The 12,174-nt window shown below is 73.7% G+C and carries 8 protein-coding genes; 5 read left to right on the top strand and 3 right to left on the bottom strand.

Going from position 1 to position 12,174, the window contains the following annotated elements; translation table 11 throughout:
* Window positions 1–89 precede the first annotated feature (89 nt).
* Window positions 90–1,130: a 3-isopropylmalate dehydratase small subunit gene (leuD, locus tag AB0958_RS10360; RefSeq protein WP_366889925.1), complete on the bottom strand. Its 1,041-nt coding sequence runs from the start codon at window positions 1,128–1,130 to the stop codon at window positions 90–92.
* A gap of 155 nt (window positions 1,131–1,285) precedes the next feature.
* Window positions 1,286–2,665 (bottom strand): 3-isopropylmalate dehydratase large subunit, encoded by a 1,380-nt coding sequence (gene leuC, locus AB0958_RS10355; protein WP_366890028.1) that lies wholly within the window; start codon window positions 2,663–2,665, stop codon window positions 1,286–1,288.
* 258 nt (window positions 2,666–2,923) lie between these two features.
* Between leuC and AB0958_RS10350 the strand changes: the two genes are divergently transcribed.
* Window positions 2,924–3,919, top strand: coding sequence for a TauD/TfdA family dioxygenase (locus AB0958_RS10350; protein WP_366889924.1), 996 nt, complete (start codon window positions 2,924–2,926; stop codon window positions 3,917–3,919).
* Window positions 3,920–4,226: 307 nt separating this feature from the next.
* On the opposite strand, the gene AB0958_RS10345 is transcribed toward AB0958_RS10350, so the two are convergent.
* The gene (locus tag AB0958_RS10345) at window positions 4,227–5,393 is read right to left on the bottom strand and encodes a pyruvate carboxyltransferase (protein WP_366889923.1); all 1,167 of its coding nucleotides are present in this window, start codon (window positions 5,391–5,393) and stop codon (window positions 4,227–4,229) included.
* Between the two features lie 239 nt (window positions 5,394–5,632).
* Between AB0958_RS10345 and AB0958_RS10340 the strand changes: the two genes are divergently transcribed.
* The 4 genes from AB0958_RS10340 to AB0958_RS10325 all read left to right on the top strand — a co-directional run.
* Window positions 5,633–6,913 carry a glutamate synthase-related protein gene (locus AB0958_RS10340; protein ID WP_366889922.1) on the top strand — a complete coding sequence of 427 codons (1,281 nt, stop codon included), beginning with the start codon at window positions 5,633–5,635 and terminating at the stop codon, window positions 6,911–6,913.
* A complete protein-coding gene (locus AB0958_RS10335; RefSeq protein ID WP_358984878.1) occupies window positions 6,891–7,115 on the top strand; it encodes an MbtH family protein in 225 nt (74 codons plus the stop codon). The genes AB0958_RS10340 and AB0958_RS10335 overlap by 23 nt, the downstream gene beginning before the upstream one ends.
* A complete protein-coding gene (locus AB0958_RS10330) occupies window positions 7,112–8,929 on the top strand; it encodes an amino acid adenylation domain-containing protein (protein ID WP_366889921.1) in 1,818 nt (605 codons plus the stop codon). Before AB0958_RS10335 ends, AB0958_RS10330 begins: the two co-directional genes overlap by 4 nt.
* A 75-nt stretch (window positions 8,930–9,004) precedes the next feature.
* Window positions 9,005–12,174, top strand: a 3,170-nt coding sequence (locus AB0958_RS10325) for an amino acid adenylation domain-containing protein (protein WP_366889920.1), incomplete at its 3' end; no start/stop codon positions are given.

Raw genomic sequence — 12,174 nt, 5'->3', positions numbered from 1 at the left:
CTGGTGGTCCTCACGTGCTCGGTTGCTGGCAGAGGTCCTGAGGGGCGGGCGTGACGCGGGGTGCGGGGTGCGTCGACAGCGGTGGGTGATCAGAAGTTGAGGACGAACAGGAACGAGTCGCGGCGCGTGAACAGCCCGTCCCGGCCGAACTCGAAGATCTCGGCGAACCGGTGGGCCTGCTCCCGGCCGTTGGTGAGATGGCCGCTGAAGGTCCCGTCGACCGCCAGGGCGCCGTCGCTCAGGAGGACCCGGGAGAGCGTGTGCGTCCCGTCGGCGACGGTGCGCTCGGCGCGGTAGTAGGCCTCGATGGCGTCGCGGCCGACCAGCGCGGGGCTGCCGGGCCGGTGGTAGACGGCGTCCTCGTGGAAGAGGGCCGCGAAGCCGGCGAAGTCGCCCTCGTCGATGCGGCGGTACAGGGCGTGGACGCGGTCCTCGGGTGACATGGGCGCCTCCTGGGCGGGGTGGGCGCGGCGCGGACCGGCCGCCGGGAAGCGGGCCGTGGTCGTCGGGGTGGGGGCCCGGTGTGTCTCGTACGCGCGCACGTCGTCCTCGTGGTGGAGGGTGGCGCCGATGGCGTCCTGGCCGCGCAGCAGCCGGATCTGGGTGTCGGCGTCGAGAGCGAAGGGCTGGACGATTCCCGCAACGGTGACGGTGAGGTCCGCCAGGTCCACGCGGACCTCGGTGGCCGGGTCGGCGTCGACGGCCCGCCAGACGGCGTCGACGAAGCTCTGCGGCACCGTGACGGCGTAAAGCCCGTTGAACCAGGCGTTGGCGCGGAAGATGTCCCCGAACCGGGGTGAGAGGACCACGCGGATGCCGTGTTCGGCCAGCGCCCAGACGGCGGCCTCGCGCGAGGAGCCGGTGCCGAAGTTCTCGGCGGCGACGATCACGCTGGCGCCGCGGTGGCGGGGGTCGTCGAGGACGAAGCCGGAGTCGTCGGCCCGCCGGTCGGCGAACAGGCCGGCGGCGAAGCCGGTCCGCTCGGTGTTGGTGCAGAAGCGTGCCGGGATGATCTGGTCGGTGTCCACGTCGCGTACGCGCAGCGGGACCGCGGTCCCCACGTGTACGCCGGCGGGCGGGCAGGCCGTGGGAGCGGTGGCCGGGGGCGGGGCCGAAGTCGTCGGCGTCATCGCCGTCTCCTCTCCTCGTCGGTCGGGTCCTCGGGTGGGTCGTAGGGGTGGGTCGTAGGGGTGGGTCGTAGGGGTGGTGGTGCGCGCGGCGACCGGAGCGGTGTGCCGGCCGGCGCCACCGTGAGGTCACGCTCCAGGCAGGCGCCGCTCGTCCGTCACAGGTCGTCGGGGCTCGCGATCCGGCCGCGTACGGCGGTGGCCGCGGCGACCGCGGGCGAGACGAGGTGGGTGCGCGATCCGGTGCCCTGGCGGCCCTCGAAGTTGCGGTTGGTGGTGGAGGCGCAGCGGGTCCCGGGGGCGAGCCGGTCCTCGCCCAGGCCGACGCACATGGAACAGCCCGGCGCGGCCCGGAAGTCGGCCCCGGCCCGGGCGAAGATCTCGTCCAGGCCCTCCGCGACCGCCTCGGCGCGCACCCGGGCCGAGCCGGGCACCACCACGGTGTCCACCCGGACCCGGCGGCCCCGCAGCACGGCGGCGGCGGCCCGCAGGTCCTCGATCCGGCTGTTGGTGCAGGAGCCGATGAAGACGGTGTCGACGGCGATGTCGCGTACGGCGGTGCCGGGGGTCAGGGCCATGTAGTCCAGGGCGCGGCGGGCGGCGGACGCCTCGGCCGCGTCGCCCAGCTCGCCCGGGTCGGGCACCCGGCCGTCCAACGGCACGCTCTGGGCCGGGTTGGTGCCCCACGAGACGCGGGGCAGGACGGCCGCGCCGTCCAGGGTGACCTCACGGTCGAAGACCGCGTCGTCGTCCCCGGCCGGCGCGAGGCCGTCGAAGCGCCCGGCGTCGCGGGGGGCGGCCCGGCGCAGGTAGTCCCGGGTGACCTCGTCCGGTGCCACGATCCCGGCCCGTGCGCCCATCTCGACGGCCATGTTGCACAGCGTCATCCGGCCTTCCATGGACAGCGCCCGCACGGCCTCGCCGCGGAACTCCACCACGTGGCCCTGCGCGCCGGCCGAGCCGACCCGGTGGATCACCGCGAGGGCCAGGTCCTTGGCCGTGCTGCCCGCGGGCAGGGTGCCGGTCACCGTGACGGCCATGTCCTTGGGGCGGGCCAGGGCGAGGGTCTGGGTGGCCAGGACGTGCTCGACCTGGCTGGTGCCGATACCGAGGGCCAGCGCGCCGAACGCCCCCAGGGTCGTGGTGTGCGAGTCGCAGCAGACGACCGTCATCCCTGGCCGCACCAGGCCGAGTTCGGGTCCGATGACGTGCACGATGCCCTGCGAGGCACTGCCGAGCCGGTGCATCGGGATACGGAACTCCGCGCAGTTGCGGGCCATGGTCCGCCGCTGGAGCCGCCGTGCCGCGTCCGGGTCGACGTGGTCGACGGCGCGCGTGGGGGTGCTGTGGTCCTCTGTGCCCAGGGTGAGGTCCGGACGGCGTACGGTGCGGCCGGCGTCGCGCAACCCGGTGAAGGCCTGGGGGGTGTTCACCTCGTGCAGCAGGTGGAGGTCGATGTAGAGCAGGTCGTTGCCGGCCTTGGTCCGGCGCACGACGTGCTCGCGCCACACCTTCGCCGCGAGTGTCCGGGGGGACACGTCCGCGGCCGTCGTCACGGATGACACAGCTGGGGCCGTTGCCTGGGGTGACACGGCGGACACCTCCGCATTCCTGGTGATCGTCTCGTCCGGGGCCCTCGTGGTCCCCTCGCCCGGTTGTCCGGCGTTCCGGCCCATCGAAACACCGGGGTCGAGACCCGGGAATCGACAGCCGTGATGAACTCGCTAACCCGAGGGTGGAGTTCGCTCGGCCGCCCGACCGATGAATCGCGCGGGTCGCGGGCGCAGCATGGCGGAATGGAACCGATTCACGTACTCACCCCGGACCAGCGCGACGAACTGACCGCCGTGCTCGGCGCCGTGCCAGGGAATCCGTACCGGGACCACCGGGAATTCGTCGCGGGTGTGGCGGAGGTCGACGCCCCGCCGTTCCTCGTGGAAGTCTGCGAGCGCGTCCGGCAGGACCGGCTGAGCGGCGTCAGTGAAGCCCACGTGCTGCGCAACTGCCCCGTCGACCCGCACATCCCCGACCTCGACCTCGACGACCCGGTCGCCGACAAGTACCGCAAGAAGACCACCTTCGTCGGTGAGGCGTTCCTCGCCCTGGTCGCCCGGCTCACCGGAACACCGCTCATGGCGTACGGCAGCAGGAACAACGGGGACTTCTTCACCGACGTCATCGCGATCAACAAGTACAGCGGCATGCAGACGGGGTTCAGCGACAGCGAGCTGCCCTTCCACAACGACCGCACCGCGCACTGGGCGCGGGCCGACCACATCGCTCTGCTGGGCATGCGCTGCCCGCAGGACGAGGTCATCTACACGACGTTCGTCAGCGGGCGTGCCCTGCTGCGGTATCTGTCGGACGAGGACCAGGAGATCCTGCGGCAGCCGTACTTCACGACCTCGTTCGATGTCTTCTCCCGGGCCACCAACAGCACGCAGCGGTCTTCCGGGGCGCACCCGATCCTGGAGGGCGACCATTCGATCCGCTACCTGGAGACGACGACGACCGTGCTGCCCGACGCCCCCGGCGAGGCCAAGGACGCGCTGCTGGCCATGAAGAACGCCCTGGTCGTCGCCGAGAAGCAGCGCCATCGCCTGTGCGACGGGGACCTGTTGCTCTTCGCCAACCAGGACGGGCTGCACAGCCGGGACCGCATCGAGATCCTGGACGCGGACCGGGCCGCCACACGCTGGCTGCTGAAGACGTACGCGTTCCGCGACCAGGCGAGGGCGGACTCGTTCACGGGCCGCTGGAAGGACGGGGTGCCGGGGCTCATAGACGACTGACACGCCGGCCCGCCCCGCGCGGGACCCCGGGCGGCTCGTCGCCGACGACGGGCCGCCCACGCACGCACCCGCACCCGCACCCGTGCCCACGCACGCGCCCGCACCCGTGCCCGTGCCCGCACCCGTGCCCGCGCAGAGCATGGCAGCTGGGCCCGGCCTCGTACGAAGATGCACCAAGGTGTACGAAGGGTCACGTAGACGCGCGAAGGCCGCTCCGAGCACGACGAGGGCGGCCCGGCACGACGAGGGCGGTGGGAGCCGGACCGTGAGGTCCGGCTCCCACCGCCCTCGTGCGCGGCGTTGCGTCTCAGTGCGCCGCCCCGACGGTGAGCAGTTCGTCGGCGAGCCTGCGCCGCAGGACCGAGATGTCCTCGCAGTCGCCGCCGACGCGTTCGGTGATGTGCCGGCGGTAGAGCGCCTCCATCCGGTCGTCGTCGACGTCCACCCGCATGTTCTCCAGCAGGTGGCGCAGCACCGAGCGGCCGGAGTGGCGGGCGATGAGCAGGGAGCGCTCGCGGCCGAAGCGGTCGGGTTCCACGAACTCGTACGTGGCGGGGTCCCGCAGTATCCCCGCCTGGTGGATACCGGCGGCGCTGCCGAAGGCGTACGTCCCGAAGATCGCCTTGTTGCGCGGCTGGTCCAGCCCGATGATGCCGCGCAGCGCCTCGTACACGCCGTACATGGCCACGGTGTCGATGTCGGTGTACAGGCCCAGCGAGTCGCTCTTGTACGACAGGAGCGCGACGAGTTCCTCCAGGGCGGCGTTGCCCGCGCGCTCCCCGATGCCGCCGACCGTGGTCTGCACGCCGTCGGCCCCGGCCTGGAGGCCCGCGAGGGTGTTGGCCGTGGAGAGCCCGAAGTCCTCGTGGCAGTGGGTGAACACGCTGATGGGCGGTGGTGTCCAGGAGCGGACCTTGCCCATGAGCTCGCCGTACTCGGCCGGGGTCATGCAGCCGGAGGTGTCGGCCGCCACGACGCAGGTGATGCCGGCGTCCACGCCCGCCTCGATCTGGGCGCGCAGCAGTTCGTCCGAGCCGCGCGAGGCGTCCTCCAGCGCGAGCGAGATGTACGGCACGCCCATCCGGCGGGCGTGGGTGACGCACTCGACGATCTCGTCGATGGACTCCTTGCGGGAGATGCGGCGCTTGCGGTCGAGGTGCAGCTCGCTGGAGGTGGCGAGGATCTGCACCTCGTGGTTGCGGGTGCCGCCGGCGGCCACCGCGCAGTCGATGTCGGAGCGCACGGCGCGGCAGAACGTGGTGAACCGGGCGCGGGTGAGGTGGCGGGAGATCAGCCGGGTGGCCTCCATCTCCGCGGGTGAGGAGGCGGGGAAGCCGGTCTCGACGACGTCGACCCCGAGTGCCTCGATCCGCAGCGCGAGTTCCAGTTTTTCCTGCGGTTTCATGGAATTGCACGGCGCCTGTTCGCCGTCCCGCAGAGTGGTGTCGAAAATGGAAACTCGACGTTTTTCCATCGGTAGCCCCTTTCGCGGCCTTCCAGATATCCTCATCGAGCCACGGACACCGAGAGACGGTCAATCATTCTCACGCCCAACTCCCTCCACCGGGGGCGGAGATGGCTCCCTCTCCAGGTACGGTTCCGAGCGGTTTCCGGGAAACTTCCGACCGGAAGTTCCGGGTGGGTCCGCGCCGCGGACTACGTTGGTGTCCACCCTTTGCGACGGGATCTCACATTCCATTACGGGAGGCCCGCATGAGCGGCATGCTGCGCGCGCCAGGATTTCCGGAGGCCGCCGTGCGCCATCGCGCGCGCACGGGTGTCGAGGCGGCTTTTCCGCCGCTCGACGGCTATGGCGCGACGCTCTACGGCAGTGGCTGGTCCGGGCCGGGGCACGACGATCCGCTGGAGCGGCTGCGGCTGCTCCCCCCGGTGTTCATGGAGCAGCGCCTGGAGAAACTGATCGACCTCGGGCGCGAGCCGATGCCGTCGGACGTGTCCCTGGAGACCGTGATCGGCGGATTTCCGTCCCGGCTCCCCTTCTACGTCTCGGCGTTCGGGTCGACCGCCGCGGCCCGCGGCGACCTGGGTACCTCGCTCGGGCGGCAGGCGGCCCGGCTGGGCATCCCGCTGGTCGTCGGCGAGAACGTGGTGCCGGTCATCGGCTACGGCCGCCTCGGGGCACAGCCCGCCAGGGCGCTGCTGGCCCGGATCGAGGCGTACGGAGAGGAGGGCGACGGCCGCCACGGCGGGATCGTGGTGCAGCAGAGCACCGAGGACGCCGACGCGGAGGTGTGGAACCTGGTCTACAGCGACCCGGCCGCCCAGCCGTTCCTCGAAGCGGGGCGGCTGGCCTTCGAGTTGAAGACCGGTCAGGGCGCGAAGCCGGGCCTGGGCGGGATGACGCTGATGGACGGCGAGGCCGCGGCGGCGGTGGCGGAGCAGTACGCGCTGCTGCCGATTCCCGGCGACGGCCGGACGCTGCGGGCCTCCAGCCCCGGTACGTACACGGAGGAGATCCTGCGCCAGCAGATCAACCTGATGCGCAACAACTACCCGCGGGCCCGGGTGTGGGTGAAGCTCCACCCGGGCCGGGACGTCGGCGCGGCCGCCCGGGTGGCCTGGGCGGCCGGCGCGGACAGCGTCACGGTGGACGGCGCCGAGGGGGGCACGGGCTGGGCACCGGGCGGTTTCCTCGACCACGTGGGACTGCCGCTCCTCGACTGCCTGCTGGCCGTCGGCGACGGCCCGGGGTGCCTGCTCGCGGGGGGCCGGATCTGGGAAGGGACCCGGGCGGTGAAGTGCCTGGCGCTCGGGGCGCGGGGGGTGGGCCTGGGCCGGGCCGCGCTGGTCGCCGCCGACGAGGACCCCGAGGAGGGGCTGCTGAGGCTGGCGGCCTGCCTGGATCTGGAGGTGCGCATGCTGATCAGCGCCCTCGGCAAGTACGACACGACCGCGGTGAACAGGGACGACGTCGGCCCGCTGCCGACCGTACGGAAGGAAGAGGTGCCCCATGGCGAATCCGTTCGAGGATGACTCGGCCCCCTATCTGGTGCTCGTCAACGACCAGGGGCGGCACTCGCTGTGGCCCGACGGCATCCGGGTGCCGGACGGCTGGCGCGTGGTGCTCACACGCCGGGACCGGGCCGCCTGCCTGGAGTACGTGGACCGCCACTTCACCGTGGTGGCGCCCCGGCCGGGCGAGCCGGCCGCCACCGGATCGGGGCCGGGACGGTGACCGCCCGCACGCTCCCCGCGCTCGTCGCCGCTCAGGCGGAGCGGACTCCGCACGCCACCGCAGTCGTCTCCGACCAGGTCACCCTTGACTACGCGGAGCTGTGGCGCCGGGTCCGTGAACTGGCCGGGGTCCTGCGCCAGGACGGCATCGGCCCGGGCAGTGTGGTGGCGGTCCGCCTGGACCGCTCCCCCGACCTGGTGGTCGCCCTGCTCGGCGTGCTGACCGCCGGCGCGGCGTATCTGCCGCTGGAGAAGGACACCCCCGCGCAGCGTGCCGCGCTGATCCTGGAGGAGGCGGCGCCGGACCGGGTCCTGACCACGCTCCCCGCGGCGTCCCCCGCGGGGACGGCCCCGGCGGCCGAGGTGGTGCGCGCGCACCCCGATGACCCCGCCTACCTCATCTACACGTCCGGTTCCACCGGCCGCCCCAAGGGCGTCGTGGTGCGCCAGGAGGCCATCGCCCGGCATCTGCGGTGGATGCGGGAGGCCGTCCCGCTGGCGGCCGACGACCGGGTGCTGGTGAAGACACCGGTGGGCTTCGACGTGTCCACGTACGAGTACTTCTGGCCGCTGATCTGCGGCGCCGCCCTGGTCGTCGCGCCACCGGGCCTGGAGCGCGAGCCGCACGGCCTCGCCGCGCTCGTCGCGCACCGGGGCGTGACGACGATCCAGTTCGTCCCCTCGATGCTGCGCCTGTTCCTGGACGCGGACGTCGCGGTCCACTGCCGGGGGCTGCGGCGGATCATCTGCATCGGCGAGGCGCTGCCCGTGTCGCTGCGCGACCGCTGCCTGGCCCTGCTCGGCGCCGAGTTGCACAACCTGTACGGGCCGACCGAGGTGACGGTGGCGGCCACGGCGTGGCCCTGCCGCCCCGGCGCGGACCCGGACAGCGTGCCGATCGGCGTCCCGGTCGCGGACACCGGTGCACACGTGCTCGACGAGCGGCTCGATCCGGTGCCCGTCGGGGTGACGGGCGAGCTGTACCTCTCGGGCGTGCAACTCGCCGAGGGGTATCTGGCGCGTCCGGGTCAGACGGCGGAGCGCTTCGTGGCCAATCCGCTGGGTCCGCCCGGCTCGCGTCTCTACCGCACCGGCGATCTCGCGCGCCGACGGGCCGACGGAGCACTGGAGTTCATCGGCCGGACCGACGGGCAGGTGAAGTTCCGGGGCCGGCGCGTCGAGCTCGGCGAGATCGAGGCGGTGCTGTGCACCCACCCGGCCGTGACCCAGGCGGCGGTCGTCCTCGCCGGGCCGCAGGACGGCGACCGGTGGCTGGCCTGCTTCGTCGTACCCGCGCCGGGCGTGCCCGTACCCGAGCCGCACGCCCTGGGCACGCACCTGCGGGACTCGCTCCCGGACGCGCTGGTGCCCACGGCCTGGGCGGTCCTGGAGCGGGTGCCCCTGACCGGCAACGGCAAGCTCGACCGGGCGGCGCTGCCGGAGCCGCCGCGCCCCGGCACGGCACCCGTCACGCCGGCGGCCGCCACCGCGGCGGCCGCCGACGAGGTGACGGCCTGGCTGTGCGGCGCGACCGACGAGGTGCTGCGGCGCCCGGCGGGCGACGCGACGCCGGGGCACTCCTTCGTCGGCCTGGGCGGCGACAGCATGGCGGCGATGCGGCTGGTGAACCGGGCCCGCGCGCGGGGCCTCGCGCTCACCGTGGCCGATGTCGTCGGATCGGCCACGCTGGCCGAAGTCGCCGCTTCGGTGGGCACGCCGGCACCGGCGCCCGGCACCGCCGCGGAGCCGGAGCTGCTGCCCGACCTGGATCCCGGCGAGTACGCCTCCTTGGCCGCGCAGCTCTCGCGCGGCTGACCGCCACCAGGCCCGGGGTCCCCCGCGCGGGCGGCCCCGGGCCTGGCCCCCGATCCGTCCCTGAGCGGAGGACAGATGTCAGCACCGGCCATCGACGAAATACTCCCCCTCACCCCTCTTCAGGAGGGCATCCTGTTCCACTCCCTGGCGGAGGACGGGGCGCGCGGGCTCTACGTCGCGCAGTACACCGTCCCGCTGGAGGGCCCGCTGGACGAGGCACGGCTGCGCGACGCGGTACGGCGGACGCTGGTGCGCCACCCCAATCTGCGGGCCCGCATCCACCACCGGGCCAACGGACAGCCCGTGCAGGTCGTCCCCCGAGACGTGGAGCCGCACTGGTCGGTGGCCGGCCCGGACGACGGCGAGGCCGTGCTGCGCGCCGCGCGCACCGGCGGCGTCGGCGTCGAGGGCGGCCCGCTGATCCGTTTCGACCTGGTGCGCGACGGCGCCGACCGGTACCGTCTGGCGGTCACCGCGCACCACTGCGTGCTGGACGGCTGGAGCGCCTCCGTGCTGCTGCGCGAGGTCCTGGCCGGGTACGCCGGCGAGGACCTCGCGCCACCGGTGCCGTACCGCGGTTTCCTCGGCTGGCTCGCCGGGCGCGACCGGGCGGCCGCCGAGCGGGCCTGGCGGGAGGAGCTGGCGGACGCGCCGCCGACGCTGCTCGCGCCGGAGTCAGGCGGGACGGCCGCGCGCTGGGCGACGGTCGTGCGGGAGCTCTCACCCGCGCAAACCGCCGAACTCGGCGGGAGGATGCGGAGCTTGAACGCCACCCTCACGACGGCCGTCCAGGCCGCGTGGGCGCTGGTGCTGGCGCGCCACACCGACCGGGACGACGTCACGTTCGGCTCCGTCCTCAGCGGCCGCCCGGCCGAACTGGACGGCGTCGAGGACATGGTGGGCATGCTCGTCAACACGGTGCCCGTGCGGGTCCGGACGGGCGCCTCGGCGACCCTGGCCGACCTGCTCGCCGACGTACGGGCGCGACGGCTGGCGCTGGCCCCGCACGACCACGTGGGCCTGGGCGACGCGGCCAGGGCCGCCGGCGTGGACGGGCCGCTGCTCGACACGACGGTGACCGTGGAGGCGGTGCCCGACGTACCGCCGCGAAGCCGGGACGTGGGCGGACTGCGGGTCGGCGGGGTCGGCTGCGAGGAGACGGCGCACTACCCGGTGACGGTGGTGGTGACGCCCGGGGAGCGCCTCTCGGTGCGGTTGCACCACGACACGAGCCGCGTGCCGGCGGCTGTCGCGCGCGTCCTGGCCACCCAGCTGACGCGGGTGCTCGGCGTGATCGCGGACGATCCCCGCGCGCGCCCCGGTGACATCGAGCCGTGTGACGCGCAGGAGGCCGGGCGGATGCTGGACGCGGGCAGGGGCGAACGCTTTCCGCTCCCCCGGCGTCCGTGCGTGCACACGGTGTTCGCCGAACAGGCCGCCCGCGAACCGGACGCGACCGCACTGGTCTTCGAGGGCGAGCGCGTCTCCTACGGTGAACTGGACCGGCACGCGAACCGGTTGGCCCACCACCTGATCGGCCTCGGGATCGGCCGCGGCGACTGGGTGGGGGTGCGCCTGGAGCGCGGCCCACGCCTGGTGACGGCCCTCCTCGCGGCCCTCAAGTCGGGTGCCGCCTATGTGTTGCTGGACCCGGACTTCCCCGGCGCGCGGGCCGCCGAGTGCGTACGGGCGACCGGCTGCCGGACCGTGGTGAGCGACCGCCCCTTGCCGGACGAGGTGGCGCAGCGGGACGGCCCGCGTCTCGTACGGATCGACGATCCGCGTCTCGAGGGGGCGCCCGGGACCGATCCGGGGACGCCGGTCGACGGCGAGGATCCCGCCTGCGTGCTGTTCACCTCGGGGTCGCAGGGGCGGCCCAAGGGTGTGGTGGCGCCGCACCGGGCGCTCGTCGGCAGCCTGCTGGGGCAGGCGTTCGCGCGGGTGACGCCGTCGGACGTCGTGCTCCAGTGCTCGCCGATGTCCTGGGACGCCTTCGCCTTCGAGCTGCTGTCCGCGCTGTTCGCGGGCGCCACGTGCGTCCTTCAGCCGGGCGGGGCGCCCGAGCCGGAGGTGGCCGTGCGGCTGATGGGCGAACACCGCGTCACCGTGGCCCATTTCTCCTCCAGCCTCCTGAACTTCCTGGTGGACACCCACCCTTCGGCGTTCGACACGGTCCGGCTCGTCCTGACCGGCGGCGAGGCCGCCTCCCCCGGACACCTGGAGCGCCTGCTGCGCCGCCGCCCCGGGCTGACCCTGGTCAACGCCTACTCGCCGCTGGAGTGCATGATGGTCACCGTCTTCCGGAGGGTGACCCTGGAGGACTGCCTCGACGGCTCCGTCCCCCTCGGCGGACCGGTCGCCAACAAGCACTTCTACGTCCTCGACGACCGCCTGCGGGTGCTGCCGCCCGGCATGGTGGGCGAGGTGTACCTCGGCGGTGTGGGCGAGGCGCACGGCTACCTGGGCGAGGCCCGGCTGACGGCCGAACGCTTCGTGGCCGACCCCTACGGGCCGCCCGGCTCGCGCATGTACCGCTCCGGGGACCTGGCCCGGTGGCGCGCCGACGGGGCCGTGGAGTACCTGGGCAGGCGCGACGACCAGGTGAAGCTGCGCGGCTTCCGGATCGAGCCCTCGGAGGTGGAGACGGCGCTGGCCCGGCACCCGGGGATCTCCGGGGCCCGGGTGCTGGTGCGCACCGAGGGGCCGGGTGACCAGCGGCTCGTCGCCTACGTGGTGCCGCACGGCGGTACGCCTCCGGAGCCGGTGGAGCTGCGCGCGCACGCGGCCGCCGCACTGCCCGAGCACCTGCGGCCGGTGGCGTACGTGACGCTGGAGCGGTTCCCCACGACGCCCAACGGGAAGCTGGACCGCCGGGCGCTGCCCGCTCCGGAGTACGGCTCGGCGGCCGCGTCCTCGCCGGCTCCGGACGATCCCGTACGGGCGCGGCTGTGCGTGTTGTTCGCCGAGGTGCTGGGCGTCGAACGGGTCGGTGTGGACGACGACTTCTTCCGTCTGGGCGGCCACTCGATCCTGGCGCTGCGTCTGCTGAGCCGCATCAGGGCTGAGTTCGGCCACGAGGTGCGGCTGCGCACGCTGCTGCGCCGTCCGTCCGTGGCCGGCGTGGCCGGTGCACTGGCGGCGGCGCCGGGCACGGGGCCGGCCCGGGCGCCGAACGCACGGCCCATACGGCGTCCGAGCGCATCGTCATCTCGACCGAGCAGGACGCGCTGGCCGACGCCTGACCC

It is taken from the genome of Streptomyces sp. NPDC006655, assembly GCF_040703965.1.
GTDB lineage: Bacteria > Actinomycetota > Actinomycetes > Streptomycetales > Streptomycetaceae > Streptomyces.
This window is presented reverse-complemented; position numbering and strand designations above follow the sequence as displayed.

Bases quoted from the DNA above. Each gene is read 5' to 3' on its own strand.
- leuD (WP_366889925.1), bottom strand. From the start codon at position 1,130: ATGACGCCGACGACTTCGGCCCCGCCCCCGGCCACCGCTCCCACGGCC.
- AB0958_RS10350 (WP_366889924.1), top strand. From the start codon at position 2,924: ATGGAACCGATTCACGTACTCACCCCGGACCAGCGCGACGAACTGACC.
- AB0958_RS10345 (WP_366889923.1), bottom strand. From the start codon at position 5,393: ATGGAAAAACGTCGAGTTTCCATTTTCGACACCACTCTGCGGGACGGC.
- AB0958_RS10340 (WP_366889922.1), top strand. From the start codon at position 5,633: ATGAGCGGCATGCTGCGCGCGCCAGGATTTCCGGAGGCCGCCGTGCGC.
- AB0958_RS10335 (WP_358984878.1), top strand. From the start codon at position 6,891: ATGGCGAATCCGTTCGAGGATGACTCGGCCCCCTATCTGGTGCTCGTC.